This is a genomic window from Bacillus sp. PPSBB_11 (assembly GCF_038023285.1).
GTDB lineage: Bacteria > Bacillota > Bacilli > Bacillales > Bacillaceae > Bacillus > Bacillus altitudinis.
This window is the reverse complement of sequence record NZ_CP150633.1, coordinates 3,358,289-3,377,018: the sequence shown is the minus strand read 5'-3', so window position 1 is coordinate 3,377,018 and position 18,730 is coordinate 3,358,289. Positions and strand designations below refer to the sequence as shown.

The 18,730-nt window shown below is 41.1% G+C and carries 16 protein-coding genes; 12 read left to right on the top strand and 4 right to left on the bottom strand.

The features are described from left to right. Positions 1-14: 14 nt before the first annotated feature. The 7 genes from cdaS to odhB all read left to right on the top strand — a co-directional run bounded on the left by cdaS (position 15) and on the right by odhB (position 10,257). Complete coding sequence (cdaS, locus tag V7L95_RS16410) at positions 15-641, top strand: sporulation-specific diadenylate cyclase CdaS (protein ID WP_007500734.1); 627 nt, start codon at positions 15-17, stop codon at positions 639-641. Between the two features lie 402 nt (positions 642-1,043). Further along, positions 1,044-2,375 carry a peptidoglycan endopeptidase gene (locus tag V7L95_RS16405; protein ID WP_035392632.1) on the top strand — a complete coding sequence of 444 codons (1,332 nt, stop codon included), beginning with the start codon at positions 1,044-1,046 and terminating at the stop codon, positions 2,373-2,375. A 77-nt stretch (positions 2,376-2,452) separates the two neighbouring features. Then, positions 2,453-3,031 (top strand): superoxide dismutase family protein, encoded by a 579-nt coding sequence (locus tag V7L95_RS16400; protein ID WP_007500730.1) that lies wholly within the window; start codon positions 2,453-2,455, stop codon positions 3,029-3,031. A gap of 89 nt (positions 3,032-3,120) precedes the next feature. Further along, entirely contained in the window at positions 3,121-3,999 is an 879-nt protein-coding gene (locus tag V7L95_RS16395; RefSeq protein ID WP_017367449.1) for a MoxR family ATPase, read from the top strand. A gap of 11 nt (positions 4,000-4,010) precedes the next feature. Further along, entirely contained in the window at positions 4,011-5,927 is a 1,917-nt protein-coding gene (locus V7L95_RS16390; RefSeq protein WP_135227102.1) for a VWA domain-containing protein, read from the top strand. A gap of 224 nt (positions 5,928-6,151) precedes the next feature. After that, a complete protein-coding gene (sucA, locus tag V7L95_RS16385) occupies positions 6,152-8,986 on the top strand; it encodes a 2-oxoglutarate dehydrogenase E1 component (protein WP_035703265.1) in 2,835 nt (944 codons plus the stop codon). A 14-nt stretch (positions 8,987-9,000) separates the two neighbouring features. Continuing rightward, positions 9,001-10,257 carry a 2-oxoglutarate dehydrogenase complex dihydrolipoyllysine-residue succinyltransferase gene (gene odhB / locus V7L95_RS16380; protein WP_007500721.1) on the top strand — a complete coding sequence of 419 codons (1,257 nt, stop codon included), beginning with the start codon at positions 9,001-9,003 and terminating at the stop codon, positions 10,255-10,257. Positions 10,258-10,288: 31 nt separating this feature from the next. Here the strand turns inward: odhB and V7L95_RS16375 are convergent, their stop codons facing one another. The 4 genes from V7L95_RS16375 to V7L95_RS16360 all read right to left on the bottom strand — a co-directional run bounded on the left by V7L95_RS16375 (position 10,289) and on the right by V7L95_RS16360 (position 15,868). Next, positions 10,289-11,239 carry a bile acid:sodium symporter family protein gene (locus V7L95_RS16375; RefSeq protein ID WP_008346493.1) on the bottom strand — a complete coding sequence of 317 codons (951 nt, stop codon included), beginning with the start codon at positions 11,237-11,239 and terminating at the stop codon, positions 10,289-10,291. Positions 11,240-11,390: 151 nt separating this feature from the next. Next, positions 11,391-12,215 (bottom strand): superoxide dismutase, encoded by an 825-nt coding sequence (locus tag V7L95_RS16370; protein ID WP_060832398.1) that lies wholly within the window; start codon positions 12,213-12,215, stop codon positions 11,391-11,393. After that, entirely contained in the window at positions 12,208-14,085 is a 1,878-nt protein-coding gene (locus tag V7L95_RS16365; RefSeq protein WP_060832397.1) for a prenyltransferase/squalene oxidase repeat-containing protein, read from the bottom strand. The genes V7L95_RS16370 and V7L95_RS16365 overlap by 8 nt, the downstream gene beginning before the upstream one ends. Positions 14,086-14,383: 298 nt before the next feature. After that, a complete protein-coding gene (locus V7L95_RS16360; protein ID WP_136944862.1) occupies positions 14,384-15,868 on the bottom strand; it encodes an aldehyde dehydrogenase family protein in 1,485 nt (494 codons plus the stop codon). Positions 15,869-16,079: 211 nt separating this feature from the next. Here V7L95_RS16360 and V7L95_RS16355 point away from each other — a divergent pair, with 211 nt between their 5' ends. From V7L95_RS16355 to V7L95_RS16335, 5 genes are all read left to right on the top strand, one after another. Then, complete coding sequence (locus tag V7L95_RS16355; protein ID WP_017367443.1) at positions 16,080-16,292, top strand: DUF6501 family protein; 213 nt, start codon at positions 16,080-16,082, stop codon at positions 16,290-16,292. A gap of 49 nt (positions 16,293-16,341) precedes the next feature. Beyond that, positions 16,342-16,479 (top strand): YozQ family protein, encoded by a 138-nt coding sequence (locus V7L95_RS16350; protein WP_017359491.1) that lies wholly within the window; start codon positions 16,342-16,344, stop codon positions 16,477-16,479. A gap of 478 nt (positions 16,480-16,957) precedes the next feature. Beyond that, on the top strand, positions 16,958-17,299 hold the full coding sequence (locus tag V7L95_RS16345; RefSeq protein WP_008346505.1) for a PH domain-containing protein: 342 nt from the start codon (positions 16,958-16,960) through the stop codon (positions 17,297-17,299). Between the two features lie 177 nt (positions 17,300-17,476). After that, positions 17,477-18,124 (top strand): SDR family oxidoreductase, encoded by a 648-nt coding sequence (locus tag V7L95_RS16340; RefSeq protein WP_017367442.1) that lies wholly within the window; start codon positions 17,477-17,479, stop codon positions 18,122-18,124. An 89-nt stretch (positions 18,125-18,213) separates the two neighbouring features. Beyond that, positions 18,214-18,714: a TraR/DksA C4-type zinc finger protein gene (locus V7L95_RS16335; RefSeq protein WP_017367441.1), complete on the top strand. Its 501-nt coding sequence runs from the start codon at positions 18,214-18,216 to the stop codon at positions 18,712-18,714. Positions 18,715-18,730: the final 16 nt, after the last annotated feature.

The following is an 18,730-nucleotide window of genomic DNA, read 5'->3' as shown; positions in this document are numbered from 1 at the left end:
AGGGACATGGTGAGATGATCAATCGCACAAATGAAGAAGCGATGTTTAAGTTAGAAATGAAATCTCATTTAACGCAAATTATGATGGATGCAAGGAAAATCGTCGAATCGCTTGACCAGACGGAACAATGCCTTCTTTGTGAACTCGAATCATTGCATGATCAGTTTAATGAAATGCATGCAGAGGCTTCCTCGTTTTATTTACAAGCATATATGGAAGAATTCACACCAGGTTTTGCTCAATTTTCTTTAGCCATTGAGAACTTATCAAAACAAAAGCATGGCGCACTGATTGTGATTCAAAGGAGAGATGAGGTGGAGGATTATATACAAAAAGGGACAAACCTCCATGCGAAAATTAGCGCATCATTAATAGAAAGCATTTTCTATCCTGGAAACCCACTTCATGATGGCGCCCTTTTAGTAAAAGAAAACACGCTTGTTTCCGCTGCAAATGTCCTACCGCTCACCTCAAAAAAAGTCAGCCCTTCTCTAGGCACAAGACACCGGGCAGCCATTGGACTTTCTGGCATGACTGATGCCCTTGTTCTTGTTGTATCAGAAGAAACAGGGAAAATGTCGTTTGCGAAAGAAGGCGTCCTCTATCCGTTAACTGTAAAAGATCAAGAAATCAGAAAGTAAACATGAACACAGCATTCTTCATTGGGAAGGGTGCTTTTTTTATTGAGAAGAAAAAACAGGCAATTAAGTAAAAAGTCATTTGATACAGAAAAATTTGTCATGTAGAATAGAACTATGAAACTAGCAACGTGCTTGTTTTGACAAATTTCTAAACGTCAACTTAAAAATTCCTTAAAAATTGTTTATAAATACAGCAAACAGCCGATAGAAACGATATGGCTTTGTTTTAGCATTTTGAGTTTGCTGCTCTAACCTATTTAGTATTGCCCAACGTCTTCATGTCGAGTAATATAATAGAAATAAAGATAAAATAGTGCAAGAGAAGCAGAACCATTAAATGCTAAACTCAAAACTAGTACATAAGTCTTATGGAACGAAATCATGAAAGGCGGAGATTTATCTATGAAGAAAAAAGTAGTAACCGGCCTCACAGTTTCAGCGATCGCAGGCTCAGCTGTTATTGCTGCACCGGCAGAAGCACAGACGATCAAGGTGAAAAGCGGTGACTCACTTTGGAAGATTGCCGAACAGTACAACACAAGTATTTCGGAACTTCAATCTCTTAATCAATTAAAAACGACGATGATTTTTGCAGGACAAAGCTTAAAGATTCCTGGTGCAAAAAGTTCAAAATCCAGCTCATCAACAAGTTCAAAAGCAACGAAATCAAGTGCTTCAACAACATCTAGCTATACAGTCAAGCTTGGGGATTCATTATGGCTGATTGCGAAGAATCACAAAATGTCAGTTGCAAGTTTGAAAAGTTTGAACAGCTTAAACAGTGACCTCATTCGTCCTGGACAAAAGCTGAAAGTGTCTGGAACGACGAAAACGAGCGGCAGCCAGTCCACAAATTCAAACTCAACATCTAATTCTAGCTCAAGTAACAAATCAACGAATTCTAATAGTTCGTCGTCAGCATCTAGTACATATAAAGTGAAATTAGGCGATTCACTTTGGAAAATTGCCAATTCGTTAAATATGTCGATTGGTGAAATTAAAACATTGAACTCGCTAAAATCTGATATGATTTATCCAAATCAAGTATTGAAGGTAAAAGGAACGGTGACGTCAAAACCAAGTCAGCCGAAAGCACCTGCTCAACCTAGCACGCCTTCAAACAGCAATCAGTCTTCAAGTAGTAAAACAACATCTTATACGGTTAAATCAGGTGATTCATTATGGAAAATTGCGAATCAGTTTAAGGTGCAGGTTCAATCAATCCGCACAGCAAACAGCTTGAAAAGTGATGTGCTGAGAATTGGACAAGTATTAAAAATCAACGGAACAGCTTCCGGTTCAACTGGATCTAATGGTTCTACGTCAAACGGTTCAACAACACCGGTCAACAATAATAAAACTGACGTTCCAATGAATGCAAAAATCACGACAATGATTCAAGAAGGTAAAAAACTCACAGGCATTCCTTACAGATGGGGTGGCAATACACCAGCTGGATTTGATTGTAGCGGCTTTGTTTACTATCTCATTAATAAGGTTTCATCAGTATCTAGATTGAGTACAGCAGGATACTGGAATATGATGACGCCTGTCAGCACACCACAAGTTGGAGATTTTGTTTATTTCACAACGTACAAAGCAGGTCCTTCTCATATGGGACTATACCTAGGTGGAGGAGATTTCCTTCATGCAAGTGACAGCGGAGTAGGAATTTCAAACTTAAGCAATCCTTATTGGAAAAAAGCCTACCTAGGCGCAAAACGTTTCTTCTAAAAAAGCCGATTTTCGGCTTTTTTTGTTTGCCCGTTGCTGTGATTGTCCATACTGATATCAAAAGGGGGCAGTCATAAATGAAAAAGTCAGTGTGGATGATCATGATATGTTTGATCTTTACCGCATCAGCATGTCATGCACCGCCGAAAAAAGAAACGACAGAAGAAACAAGAGAAGTTGCCGCACCTAAACAAGCACCAGTCACAACGTCACTCATAAACGAAAGCGGGCAAAAAATAGGGAGCATTGAAATAAGAGAGTCCTCAGAAAATGGGCTGGATCTGCATGTGAAAGCGAAAGGACTGCCACCAGGTCCTCACGGCTTTCATATTCATGAAACAGGAATATGTGAAACGCCAGATTTTGAAACAGCAGGTGCACATTTTAATCCGACCCATAGAGAGCATGGCTTCGACAACCCAAAAGGGCATCATGCTGGAGATATGCCTAATTTAGAGGTAGGGGCAGATGGACAAATTGATGTTGTCGTGAATGTACCAGATGTGACGTTAAAGGGAGGCCCAAATCAATTAATCGATCAAAACGGGCGAAGTTTCATCATCCATGCAGAAGCAGATGATTACTTAAGCAACCCTTCTGGCAACTCAGGGAAACGCATTGCTTGCGGAGCCATCACAAAAGAAATGGTAAAATAACAGAAGACGAACCTTTATGTATTGAGTGCATAAAGGTTTTTTTAGTATACTTGGTGAGGAAAATGATCGAAGAGAGGAATTAATCATATATGTTTAACCAACCATCACTCCCAGAAGAAATTCAAGCAATGATCGAAGCAAAAGGAAAAGTTCTCGAAGAAGAATTTCGTCCGCTTATCGGAACAGGCGGCTATGAATCACAAGATACGTCTATTATTCAAGATGCCATGATTGCACTTGCCCTAGGAAAAAATGTTCTGTTAAAAGGACCGACGGGCTCAGGTAAAACCAAACTAGCAGAAACTTTATCCGCTTTCTTTCAACAGCCGATGCACAGTGTAAACTGCTCAGTTGACCTTGATGCAGAAAGTCTTATTGGCTATAAAACCATCCATAATGATGGACAAGTTGCTTCTATAGAATTCATTGAAGGACCCGTTACAAAAGCAATGAAAAAAGGACACCTTTTATATATTGATGAAATCAACATGGCAAAACCAGAAACACTGCCTATTTTAAACGGTGTGCTTGATTACAGAAAAATGATGACAAACCCATTTACAGGTGAAGTCGTTAGAGCAGAAGAAGGTTTTGGCGTGATTGCAGCAATCAATGAGGGATATGTGGGGACAGTGCCGCTCAATGAAGCGCTGAAAAACCGTTTTGTCGTCATTGAAGTTCCTTACATTGGCGGTGGCATTTTAAAAGAAGTACTGCACACTCAGTCCGTATTAAAGGATGAGCGGTTAATCGATCAATTCGTACAGCTCTCATCAGATCTCATCGTCCAAGCACACAATGGACAGGTCAGTGAAGAAGCCGCATCCATTCGCGCACTGTTAGATACATGTGATCTTGCGCAATATATTCCGCCGCTTCGTGCAATTGAACGAGGAATTGTAGAGAAGCTAGAAGATGACCGGGAAAAAGCAGCGGTAAGAAATATCGCTCAAACATTATTCGAGTGAGGTTCTGACTTTTGAAATTCATCAAATTTAATGACAGCAGAATCGATTCATTTCTATTTATGGAATTAACGGATTTAGCCAAAACACTTGCCAAAAGTGATGATGTGGAGCTTGAATACGGTGTTCAATCGTACTATGAACCGTTTGAAAAGAAAATTTTCATCAGCCATTTTTGGGATGATCGTCATCAAGAGGATATGATGGCAGGCCTAAAAAGTGATGTGTTTCTGCGAGCAGTAGGGACAGTGTATAGCGATCTTACAGTGTTTGAAGACATCATTTCCTATGCCCACACATTATCCATTCCTGATGTGTGCAAACAATTGTTTATGCTGTTTGAAGATATCCGCATTGAAGAGCGGATTAAACGTGACCGCCCAGGAACAAAAAAGGTATTTAAACGGAGAAGAGAGCTTTACAGACGTCACTTTAAAACACAATTAACGATTAACCAAGAGCGCAGTATTTTAACAGATGCACTCTTTTGTGCGATATACGTGAAGCTGACAGCCGAATCTCCGCTTGAAGAAATTCCACCCCTTCATGAGCGGATAGATCCAATGATTCCGTTTATTGAGTCAAGTCTTGAACGTGTATATGACGCACGCTCGACATCTGATATCGCCATCATTGTGAAGGAATTGACAGAAGGCTTCGATGAGCTCCTTGAAAAGGATATGCTGAACACATACTTTTTCTTCCCAGAATTGGACTATGAAAAAGCGGCAAAAGAACCGCTTTTCCATGACCTCAAAAGAAAGCCAAAATTAAGTGAGGATATAAAAGTCGATCGGGAAAAAGAGGGGGATGAAGACATCCATAATGAATATATGGAAGTATGGCATAGAGAAACGGAAGCACCATCTAAAAGTTTCCTTCAATTTGATTTAGAACACGGTGGTAAAAGCGATCTCGGTAAAGATGCGGCAAGAGAAGGTGACGATGGAGATCAGGCGCTTGGAACGGTTCAAGGTTCAGCCAAACAAACCCATCGAAAAGACTATTCAAAGCTTGAAGCACTAGAAGAGGCAGAAGGAGAAGAAAGCGGGGCAGATGCGCATGAGAATGGAAAAGAAAACAAATATGCATTTCCAGTCATGATTTCACCAGAACCTCCTTCACCAGAGCAAATAGATGTGTACAAGCAGCACGCAAAGGCAATCGAGCCTTATCAGAAACGCTTAAAACAAATGATTCAAAAAACACTTGAGCATAAAAAATCATGGCCAAAAACAGATCTTCATGCAGGGCGTCTCAGTAAAAAGCTCATTCGTTATTTTACAGAGTCTAACCCTCGACTATTTTATAAAAAACAAGCGCCATCTTCTCAAATTGATGCTGTGTTCACTTTATTAGTTGACTGCTCTGCAAGTATGTTTGACAAAATGGATGAGACAAAAAAAGGGATTGTTCTGTTTCATGAAGCTTTAAAATCAGTGCAGGTACCTCATCAAATTGTTGGGTTCTGGGAAGATACAAATGACGCAACTGAAACAAGTCAGCCGAACTACTTTAACACCGTCGTATCGTTCAAAGATTCCTTATTTGACGCAGGACCATCCATTATGTCACTTGAGCCAGAAGAAGATAACCGGGATGGATATGCGATTCGCCAAATGACAAAAATGATTTTAAAACGAAGAGAAGAGCAAAAGTTCCTCATTGTTTTCTCAGACGGAGAGCCGGCTGCATTCAGCTACGAACAAAATGGGATCGTGGATACACATGAAGCGGTTCTCGAAGCGAGAAAAAAGGGAATTGAAGTGATCAATGTGTTTTTATCCAATTCTCCGATTGAAGAGGCGCAGATGAAAACGATCCAAGATATGTATGGCAAGTTCAGCATTTTTGTACCGGATGTCGATACATTGCCAGATGTGCTATATCCATTACTCAAGAAATTGCTGCATAAAAGCATTGGGGCATAAGGTTTTGCCCCTTTCTTTAAAATATTTTTCGGAATGATTTAAATTTTTTGTTTTTCTTTGAATTTTTTATCTTTAATTGAACAAAGAATGTAGAAAGTAATCCGAAACAGTGGTAGAATATGATTGGAAGCGTTTTATTACATAAATTTGGTCATTGTGTTCTGGAAGTTATATCGAGATAGTGTTCAATCACTTGATGATCAAAGTTGGGGGTAGTGTTCAAAATGTTTCAAAATGATGTGAAACAACCGTTGAGTTGGGAAGAATTTCATGGTCCGAACCTCGGCTACGTGCTCGAGCTCTACGATCAATATGTCCAGGATCCTACTAGTGTTGATGAAGACATAAGAGGCATATTTGATGAACTTGGTGCACCACCGAGTGAAATGAAGGAGGAAATTGGGAAAAAAGAAAATAGCGTAGTTACTTCTGAACAAATCCAAAAGATAGCATCAGTCGTTAAACTGGCAGAAGACATCAGAACGTATGGCCATTTAAATGCTTCCGTCAATCCTCTTCGCAAAGAAAAGGAATTACAAGAGCTGTTTCCATTAAAGGAATACGGTTTAACTGAAGAAGACGTTAAGAATATTCCAATATCAATTATTAGTCCAGATGCACCTAAACACATTTCAAACGGCATAGAAGCCATTAACCATTTGAGAAATACGTATAAGCGTACCATTTCATTTGAGTTTGATCACGTACATGACTTCGAAGAGCGCAACTGGCTCTCTAAATCTATTGAGTCTGGCGAATTATTTAAGAAAAAACCAGCAGATAAACTAGTTTCTGTACTCAAAAGATTAACAGAAGTCGAGCAATTTGAGCAGTTCCTTCATAAAACATTTGTTGGACAAAAGCGTTTTTCTATAGAAGGATTAGACGCACTTGTTCCAGTACTTGATGAAATTATATCCGAGTCTGTTACACAAGGGACTTCAAATATTAACATTGGAATGGCACATAGAGGCCGTTTAAATGTATTAGCACATGTGTTAGGAAAGCCATATGAGATCATTTTCTCAGAATTCCAGCATGCGCCTAATAAAGAGCTTGTACCATCAGAAGGCTCTATTGGCATCAGCTACGGATGGACAGGGGATGTAAAATATCATCTCGGTGCTGACCGCCAAATCAAAGATGAAGATACAAAGAGTGCAAGAGTCACACTTGCCAATAACCCAAGTCACTTGGAATTTATTGACCCGATTATTGAAGGAAGCACTCGTGCAGCGCAAGAATCGCGTACTCAAAAAGGCTATCCAGTTCAAGACGTTGAAAAAGCGTTAGCCATCTTAATTCATGGGGATGCTGCATTTCCTGGAGAGGGAATTGTCGCAGAAACATTAAATTTAAGTCAATTAGTCGGCTATCAAGTGGGGGGAACGATCCATATCATTGCCAACAATATGATTGGATTTACCACAGAAAGCAATGAATCTCGTTCAACGAAATACGCTAGTGACCTTGCAAAAGGTTTCGAGATTCCAATTGTTCACGTCAATGCAGACGATCCAGAAGCTTGTTTAGCAGCTGTTCAGCTGGCGGTAGAATACCGTAAACGGTTTAAAAAGGATTTCTTAATTGACTTGATTGGCTACCGCAGATATGGCCATAACGAAATGGATGAGCCTTCTACTACTCAGCCAATGCTGTACGATGCGGTCAGAAAGCACAAAACGGTCAAGAATATCTTCGCAGATAAGCTTGTCACTGAGGGCCTTCTGTCAAAAGAACAAAGAGAAGAAATTGAGCAGGCTGTCACGGCAAAAATTGAAGAAGCTTATAAAAAAGTGCCTTCAAAGAAAGAACATACAATTCAAGAAATCGAATTGCCAGAGCCTGTATCTAACGGCTTCCCTGCAGTTGATACATCCGTAGAGTTTGATGTATTAAGAAAGCTGAATGAAGAATTAATTAGCTGGCCGAAAGACTTCCAAGTATTCGGTAAGCTAAAGCGGATCCTTGAAAAACGTGCAAAAGTGTTTACAGATGATCGCAAAGTGGAATGGTCACTTGGTGAAGCACTGGCATTTGCATCTATATTAAAAGACGGTACGCCGATTCGAATGACCGGACAGGATTCTGAGCGAGGCACATTTGCTCAAAGAAACCTTGTTCTTCACGACAGTCAAACGGGTGATGAATTCATTGCTCTTCATGAACTGAGTGATGCAAATGCATCATTTACAGTCCATAATAGTCCACTGTCAGAAGGCTCTGTCATCGGGTTTGAATATGGTTATAATGTCTATTCTCCTGAAACATTAGTGATTTGGGAAGCTCAATTTGGAGACTTCGCAAATGCGGCTCAAGTGTATTTTGATCAATTTATTTCAGCAGGCCGCGCCAAGTGGGGACAAAAGTCAGGGCTTGTGATGCTCTTGCCACATGGATATGAAGGACAAGGTCCAGAACATTCTAGTGGAAGAACAGAACGCTTCTTGCAATCAGCTGCTGAGAATAACTGGACAGTTGCGAACCTGACAAGTGCAGCTCAATACTTCCATATTCTTAGAAGACAGGCGAAAATGCTGCTTCGTGAAGAGATTCGTCCTCTTGTCATCATGACACCGAAGAGTCTGCTTCGAAACCCGAACACATTATCCGAAGTCCAAGAACTAACAGATGGACAGTTCCGTCCAGTTCTTGAACAGCCGGGCCTTGTGCATGATCATGAAAAAGTAACACGCCTTGTGCTATCGAGCGGGAAGGTATCGATCGATATTAGTGATCGTTTTACTCAAATGGAAGACTCAAAAGATTGGCTTCATATTGCGAGAGTGGAACAATTATATCCATTCCCAGCCAAAGATATTAAAGCCATTTTATCAAAACTGTCGAACTTAGAAGAAATCGTATGGGTGCAAGAAGAACCGCAAAATATGGGCGCTTGGGGATATATTGAGCCATATTTACGTGAAATTGCATCTGAAAAAGTAAAAGTACGTTACATCGGCCGCAGAAGACGTTCAAGTACGGCTGAGGGTGATCCAACTGTTCATAAAAAAGAACAAGAACGAATTGTATCTGATAGCTTGACTCGCAAAAACTAAGGGGGAAATGAAAAATGGCGGAAATTAAAGTACCTGAACTAGCGGAATCAATCTCGGAAGGAACAATTGCTCAGTGGCTAAAACAGCCGGGCGATTATGTTGAGCAGGGGGAATACCTGTTAGAACTTGAAACAGATAAAGTCAATGTCGAATTGACAGCTGAAGAATCTGGTGTTCTAAAAGAAGTACTGAAAGATTCTGGTGACACTGTCCAAGTTGGAGAAGTCATCGGAACGATTGCAGCAGGTGAAGCTGGCGGAAGCGAGTCCGCAGCTCCAGCACCTGAGCAAGATTCTGCACCAGCTTCGAAAGAAGAACCAGCAGCTGAACAAAAAGAAGAGGCAGCAAAAGAAGAGCCGAAATCTGGTAATGGCAGAACGATCGCTTCTCCAGCAGCTAGAAAACTAGCAAGAGAGAAGGGGTTAGACTTATCTGAGATTCCAACCGCAGATCCGCTGGGCAGGGTACGAAAGCAGGATGTAGCTTCTTACCAAAAGAATGAAGCTCCTGCAAGTGCACCGAAAGCCGCGCCAAAAGCAAATGCTGCGGTGCAAAATGATCAAGCAGGGAAACCAGTTGAGCGTGAAAAAATGTCACGCCGCAGACAAACCATTGCAAAACGTTTAGTTGAAGTTCAACAAACGGCAGCGATGCTGACAACATTTAATGAAGTCGATATGACAGCTGTCATGGATTTAAGAAAGCGTCGCAAAGATGCCTTCCTTGAACAAAACGATGTGAAACTGGGCTTCATGTCCTTCTTCACAAAAGCAGTGGTAGCAGCACTTAAAAAATATCCACTTCTCAACGCAGAAATTCAAGGTGATGAGCTTGTCATTAAAAAATTCTATGACATCGGTATTGCTGTAGCCGCCAATGAAGGGCTTGTGGTACCAGTTGTCCGTGATGCAGACAGACTATCGTTTGCTGGAATTGAAAAAGAAATCGGTCATCTTGCGAAAAAAGCAAGAGATAACAAATTATCGCTCAATGAATTACAAGGTGGATCATTCACGATCACAAACGGAGGAACATTTGGTTCTCTGCTTTCAACACCAATTTTAAACAGTCCTCAAGTTGGAATTTTAGGTATGCATAAAATTCAGCTTCGTCCTGTTGCAATTGATGAAGAACGCTTTGAAAACCGTCCAATGATGTATTTAGCTCTTTCATACGATCACCGTATTGTCGATGGAAAAGAAGCTGTTGGGTTCCTTGTCACGATTAAAAATCTACTTGAAGATCCTGAACAGCTATTGCTTGAAGGATAATCGAAAGAAAAAGCTAGTACCGATGAGGGTACTAGCTTTTTTGGTCTTTATTTTCTGAGTAGCCTCTTTTTGACCAAAATGTTGCCAGCCAAGAGCCAGATAAATTATGCCATACGCTAAAAATGGCACTGGGGACGGCGGCAAGTGGAGAAAAATGTGCGGTTGCAAGGGCTGCGCCAAGTCCAGAATTTTGCATCCCTACTTCTATTGAAATTGCTCGTTGAGAAGGAATGTCCATTTTACACCATTTTGCAATGAGGTAACCCAATAATAGACCAAGAGCATTATGTAAAACAACAACGGCAAAAATAAGCAGTCCAGATTGCAGAATCTGTTCTTTATTTGCACTGACAACAGCTGCAATGATGGCGACAATGCCAGTAACAGATACAAGCGGGAGTGCTTGTACAGCATACGTCACTTGTTTTTTAAAAAACAATTTGACGATGACACCTAAAATAATCGGAATTAAGACAACTTGGACAATCGACAAAAACAAAGCACCCGGTGATACAGATAACCAAGATTTTGCAAAGATATAAATGAAAACAGGGGTCAAAATGGGAGCAAGTAGGGTCGAGATCGTTGTCACGGCAACAGATAAGGCCGTATTTCCTTTCGCCAAAAAGGTCATTACATTGGATGCAGTCCCGCCTGGACAGCAGCCGACGAGAATGACACCAACAGCGATTTCAGAAGGCAAATGTAACCCATAGGCCAATAAAAATGCAATGAGTGGCATCAGTGTATACTGCGCTAAAACCCCGATCAATACATAAAGAGGCTTTCTAAAAAGCTCTTTAAAATCTTCAGAAGACAGCGTCAGCCCCATGCCAAACATAATAATGCCAAGTAAAAAAGGGATATAAGGTCCAATCAAAGAAAATGCCGCAGGAAAAGTAAAACCTAGACAAGCAAAGACAATGACCCATATAGCGAATGTTCTTCCTGCAAAGTGACTAATGTGTAAAAGGGTGTTCATACTATCTTTCAACTCTCTTTCTTTTCATATCTTTTCTATTTTAAATGAATTTTCTGAAAAAACAACCTATGATTTTGTAATGGGTGTTCATAATATTATTATGTAAACTAATAAAAACCCACATAGCAAATGAACTATGTGGAGTATGCGATCAAAAAGGTGTCCATTTCACTTGTTGAGCCTGTTTTAGTCTTGCTTCTGGCTCACGCCAGTCAACGACATTCCACCACCGGTCTACATATTGCGCCTTTTCATTTCGATATTGGAGGTAATAGGCATGCTCCCACACATCAAGAGCAAGAAGGGGGATGACGTCCCATTGTGAGAGGAACTGATGGCGCTCTGCTTGTAAAATGTCTAAACGCTGAGATCGAGGAGACCATACAAGAATCGCCCATCCGACACCTTCTACTTGTTTGGCAGCAGCTGAAAAATGTGACTTGAACGCCTCATAGCTGCCAAATGATTGATCAATGAGACGAAGCATTTGACCAGTAGGTTTTCTTTTCCCTGAAGGACTCATGGAAAACCAAAAGATACAATGTAAATAATGTCCTGCCCCATGAAAGGCAAGCTCACGTTCCCAATGCTTGATCATGGTAAAGTCGTTGGTTCTTCTTGCTTTTTTTAGCGCAAGTTCAGCTTGATTTAGACCATCAACATAAGTTTGATGATGCTTTTGATGGTGCAAGTACATAATTTCTTTTGAAATATAAGGTTCGAGCGCGTCATACCGATAAGGCAGTGGTGGTAACTGATGATTTCCAGCTGCTACATCGCGCACTTCTTCGTGTGGATGCTGCATGTCTTCTGCAATCCTTTCGGCTAGTTCGTACCATTGTTGTTCACTGGAATCATCATCCTCCATTTTGAGTCGTAAATGTTCCACTTTTCGATGGATATTATCATCTTGCCACACATGTTGAATCGTGCTAAGCCACTCTTTGAGCTGTGAGCGATATTCTTCTTTATTCATGTATACGCCTCATTTCCTCTAAAAATGTAGAACAAGCCATCATCGGAAACACAAATGGGTAGCTATGATAGGTGATGTAAAATTGTTTTGGCAGTCCAATGCCGACCGGATAGTACATGGCTTCTTCAGTATGGTGATGGTTCACTAAAAAGGAGACAGCTTTCAAAATGGCTGCGTTATTTGCTTTCTCATATTGGAGGAGCGCCTCTGTCGCCCATGCGGTTTGAACCACTGTGCCAAAGGGAAGCGGGACATAGGTTTTCAGTTCTGCACTTTTACACGATTCTCCGAAACTGCCATCTTCAAGCTGAATCTGCTTTAGGAAACGGCACGCTTTTTGCACAGCAGGGTGTGAGGAGGGAATGCCAGCCGCTTTCAGTCCTGTTAACGCTGCCCAAGTTCCATAAATATAACAAACACCCCATCTGCCAAACCATGATCCGTTTTTCTCCTGGTGGTCAATGAGCCATTTTACACATCGATCTTTTTGCCTGAGAATCGTGGGTGAAGCAGTCTCTTTTTCTTCTAAACCAATCAAATGGAGCACACGACCAGTAATATCAGGAGTTGACGGATCAATCGCCGCATCCTCCGCAGATTCAAGCGGAAGATGACGAAGCAGAAAGTGATCTTGATTTTTTTCGAAAGCAGAAAAGCCGCCATCACGATTTTGCATGGAGAGAAGCCAGTCATATCCTCGTTTCCACTGAAGTGGAGTGTATTCCTTTGGGATCGCTTTTAACACAATTTGCGTGTCATCACAATCAGGATTATTCGTATTGATATGTGAGAAACCAAAGCCACCAGGAGCAGCATGCCGGTTATGAACTGCCCAATCCGCTTTCTTCATTTGCTGGCGGTCCAGCAAATAGGTGAAGGAATTCATGATCATGGGATCTTGTCGTTTTCTTCCTGCTCTTTGAGAAGCGTAACTGACAAGCGCTGTATCCCACACAGTCGAGGTGGAATTCTCAGCATATATCTTGCCTTGACAGGAGGTGACGAGCCTTTTCATACCTCTGACTGCTTTTTGGATGAGATGATGTCCAGGGGAGTACCCAAGGCTCATGAGGGCATAGACCATAAAGATGGTTGCACTTAAGTAACTGTACAGTGTCCCATCTTTTTCAAGACGGTCAAACATGTATCGCTTTGCCGCTTCATATCCGAAAAAGTCGAGCCGGCTGTCGAGGGCTGTATATGACCGCATATACATGAGGAAGTCATCAGTCGAACGTTCTTCTCTTGCCATAAACCAGTCAAATGGATTTTTAGACATGTTTTCATCAAGATGGGCTAATGATGGAAACGTAGCATGAGAGGTATACCGTTTGTTCAGTGCGATCATCATGGGGACAAAATGAATCCTTGCATAGGCACTAAGGTGGTAGAAGTGTAGCGGAAAAGACGTAGGGATGAGTAAAAAGGAAAGAGGTGCATAGAAGTAGGGCCAAGGGTGCATGCCATTTACGGCAAGCATCCACTTTGTCATAAAATGAACGTTCTTTAGTCCACCTTTTGAGCGAATATATTGTGCTGCTTTTTCCATATGGGGCTCGTCTTTTTGAAATCTGCCAGATGCGAGCATGCCGCAATAACCTTGTACTGTAGCTGTGAGATGTCCCGACTGGTCATGATACAAAGAAAAGGAACCATCTTCATTTTGTTTGGCATGTATTGCTTCGGCCAATTGATGGATCAATTGCTGATCGGGGTCACCAACGGCTTTTAACAGCATAATGAAAAAAGCATTTGTCATCATAGGTCCTTCAAAGCAGAAAATAAATGCGCCATCTTCTCTTTGTCTGCGTTCTACCTGCATGTGCAGTTCATCGATATATTCGTTGACTCTCGTTTTAAAATCTTGCATTCGGCCATGCTCCTTTCCTTTATCACTATATTCAGGAGTCGGCCTGTCACATGACAGCTCAAAAAAAGCCGATGACATCGTCACCGGCTCAGCGTGTAGACAAACCCTCGCATTCTTTGTCAGTCCTGCGTTCCGGTGCTCACGAATGTCAAATTCGCTCCGCTCCAGTACTCGTCCTTCCTAGACTGCAAAGGTTTTCTATCACGCTGAAAAAAAGACAAAAGGCTAAAATCAAGTTCATTTTAGCCCTTTGTCAACAATCTGAGCCGATGACATCGTCATCGGCTTTCTTAAATGATTAGTCTTGCAGATTAATCCACACGCTTTTGACTTCTGTATAGTTGTTAAGGGCATATGATCCCATTTCTCTGCCAAGGCCTGACTGTTTATATCCGCCAAACGGGGAGGCGGCATCAAAGACATTATAGCAGTTGACCCAAATGGTTCCTGCTTCTAGGCGTGCAGCGATATCGTGAGCATGCTTTAAGTTTTCTGTCCAAAGTCCTGCCGCTAACCCATAGTCAGATTGATTGGCCCGTTCGACCACTTCATCAATGGAATCGTAAGGAATCGCAGATAGAACTGGGCCGAAAATCTCTTCTTTTGCGATTGTCATTTCATCTTCTACATCTCTAAAGACAGTAGGGGAGACGAAATAGCCTGCTTCATAAGGGCAGTCACCACCGACTACGGCTGTTGCACCTTCTGACTTCCCTTTTTCGATATAACCTAACACACGTTCATGCTGCTCTTTACTCACTAGAGGCCCGATCTGGGTATCATGATGAAGACCAGCTCCTTGTTTTAATGATGTCGCATATTTAGCCATTTGATCGACGACTTCATCATATTGGCTCCGGTGCACAAAGACCCTCGATCCTGCACAGCACACTTGACCTTGGTTAAACATCACGCCGTTTAATGCACCTGGAATGGCTTTCTTTAAATCGGCGTCTGGTAAAATAATATTCGGCGATTTTCCGCCAAGCTCTAAAGTAACACGCTTGATGGATTTGGCTGCTTTCTCCATGATCAATTTCCCAACACTTGTTGATCCAGTGAAAGCCAGCTTATTGACATCAGGGTGATCGGTTAATGCTTCACCGGCTGTTTCACCAAATCCAGGAACGATGTTAATCACGCCTTCTGGGAATCCGGCTTTATCCACTAATTCAGCTAAATATAAAGCAGATAGCGGTGTTTGTTCAGCTGGCTTTAAAACGATGGTGCAGCCTGTTGCTAGTGCAGCACCCATTTTCCACATGGCCATGAGGAGCGGAAAGTTCCAAGGAATGATTTGTCCCACAACGCCCACAGGCTCATGGCGAGTATAATTAAAATATCCCTGGCTGACAGGAAGGGTTTGTCCAGTCATTTTTGTGGTCCAACCTGCATAATAGCGCATGTGCTCAATGGCAAGAGGGATATCCGCATTGGTTGTTTCATTAATTGGTTTTCCATTATCAAGTGTTTCCAGCTGAGCCAGTTCTTCTTGGTGTTCTTCCATTAAATCTGCCAGCTTAAACATCAAGCGGGCACGTTCGGCTGCAGACATAGAACGCCAAGGTCCATGGAACGCCTTTTTAGCAGCTTTTACTGCCTCATTAATGTCGGCTGCACCTGCTTCATATACATCAATAAGGGTTTCTCCTGTGGCAGGGTTAGGTGTAGAGAATGTTTTGTTATCATGACTTGTGATAAACTGACCGTTAATGTAGAGTTTTTTCGTCCCTTGGAGAAAAGATTCGAGTTTTGAACTGATTTGAAGTGTTGTAGAGCTCATAAATAAACAAACCTCCTTAAAGATATGGGTTTTGTTCTGCGAGTTCTAGGTGGAAAAAGTGGACATGAAGCATTTTGTATACGCACACATTTGTAAACGTATACATTTATCATATTACACGACATGTTTGAAAGCAATCGATAACACTCATTGCATTTCACGAAAAATTGGCTACAATAAATGTATAGATGAAAAAAGGAGTTTTTAAATCATGATCCATCAAAACTGGCAAACGGCTGAAACGGTAAAACAAGTAAAATGTGTACATACAAATGCGAAAAAATATATGGTTGACCGGGCATTAACGGTTGGACACACATATGATGTGAAAAATGAAACAGAGGAATTCCTCTTTGTCGTTGATAATACGGGTAAAGTAGGCGGGTACTACAAAGAGTATTTCGAAGACAATTCTGCTGAATGATTTTGATGGTCATCACTCATACTAAGAAAAACAGTAAAGGGTGATGAAGATGAAAAAGCAACAGCAAGAAGAGCAGAAACATCAAAATGCTTGGCATGACAATGAAGATGCTGATATGGCGATTACACTTGAGCAGATTTCTGATGTGTATGCCGAAGGAACGATTGATACCCCAAAAGATGAATAGTCATTTAAAACAGTGATTTTACATAATCACTGTTCAGATTGTTGACAAAGGGCTAAAATGAACTTTATTTTAGCCCTTTGTCTTCTTTTCAGCGTGATAGAAAACCTTTGAAGTCTAGGAAGGACAGCTACTTTTGCGGAGCGAATTTGCCATTCGTGAGCACCAGAGCGCAGGAATGACAAAGAATGCGAGGGTTTGTCTACACGCTGAACAGTGATTTTACATAATCACTGTTTTTTTATGGTCCCATAACGAATGATTTCTTGAAAAAAAATGAAACTTTTTTCCTGCTTTAACAGTCTAAATAAGTAGAGGAAAGAGCATCGGATCAAAAAGAAAAAGTTAAATGAAATTTAATCTATTCGTAATGGAATAACGACGATTTATAGCGTATTCTATAAGTGAGAATAAAACGTACCCACAGAGCCGTGTGGCCGTTTTGTCATAAAGGAATTTGATGCAGGAAGAGGGGGTTTACGTGGGTATTTTTTCTGTCAGTAAACAAAATGATCATAAAAAATTCGAATCCTTATTAATTGAAGGAGAAAGAATTGAGGCTGTTTACAGACTGCGTCACGACCAAATTTGTTTCACTAATAAACGACTGATCTTTGGCGATAACCGCGTATTTTCTAAAAAGAAAGTCAGGGTCTCCTTGCCGTATCGATCAATAGAAAGTTTTGCCATTCAAGAAGCTGGCGTGTTTGATCAGGACACTGGTATGCTGCTTGTTACAAGCTCAAAAGTATTTGAACTCGATTTTTCTAAAGATACAGATTTGAGTGACGTGCAGGCCATTTTAACAAAACATCTTTGCTGATCAACGATGCGATTACATAGATCACATGCACTTTTCTCATTCTTTGTTCTTATTTTTATCTATCGCACATCTCTTGAGCTTTTCCCATTACAGCGGGAAAGGCTTTTTTCTATTCGTGTGTTTGAATCACATCAAAAAAGGATAAAGATGAAACAGATACAGAAAGGAGAATGAACAATGAAAGTATTAGTTGCTGGAGCAAACGGACATACAGGGAGACTTGTCATTCGATATTTAAAAGAAAAAGGACATGAGCCACTTGCTCTCATTCGAGATGAAAAACAAGCAGATGCGCTAAAAGAACTTGGGGCAGCGCCTGTCATCGGTGATCTTGAAAAGGATGTGACAGATGCTGTGAAGCAAGCAGAAGCTGTCATCTTTGCAGCTGGTTCAGGCTCAAAAACAGGTGCAGATAAAACCATCGCTGTTGATCAAGAGGGGGCAAAACGCCTCGTAGATACAGCCAAAAAAGAAAATATTCAGCATTTTGTGATGCTGAGTTCTTATAATGCCGACGATCCTCATCAAGGAAAAGGACAAGGTAGTATGGAGATTTATTATGAAGCGAAAAGAAAAGCCGATGAACATTTAAAACAGTCTGGTCTTTCTTACACCATTGTGCGGCCAGGAGCACTGCTGCATGAGGAGAAGACAGGGAAAATAGAAGCAGCGGCTCATATTCCAGACGATCGTGACATTGAGATTTCAAGAGAAGATGTAGCCACTGTATTAGTGGAAAGCTTAACGGAATCCAATGTGAAAAATAAAGCTTTTGACTTAATCAAAGGTGATACACCAGTAGAAGAAGCACTTCGCAATCTTTAAATGAAGAAAGCTGCTGCCAAAGGCGGCGGCTTTTTTGATGTTTTCATTTCGCATGGAGCGGGAAGGTAAAGAGAAAGGAGTGATTGACCGTGAGCTTAACGAAAGAGCAAAAAGCTGATTTATATGAAAGACTTATTCAATTAAAAGAAGATGTGAAAGGATCAAAAAAGAAAGAAGAATCCATGCTGGCCGAATCGAATGAGATTTCAAATGGTGTTGGAAACCATATCGCAGATCACGGAAGCATCTATTTAGACCGCATGACCGAACAGACGCTGGATCAAGTCGATGATCAGCTCGAAGGTGAAATTGATGCGGCGCTTAAGCGGATGGAAGACGGAACATATGGAATTTGTGAAAAAACAGGAAAAGACATTCCATATGAACGTTTGAAAGCAGTACCCTATACTCGTTATTCAATTGATGCAAAGAAAAATGAAGAAACCAATCAAGATCCAAATGAATTTGACCGTTCGTTCTCTGAGCAAATGCGTGATTTAACAAATAGAGAAACAATGGATCAATTACATTCAGATACGTATGAAAGGCTAGAAGAAGAGCAAGATGTTGATGTAGATGAGGAAAAATAACATGATGAGAGGAATT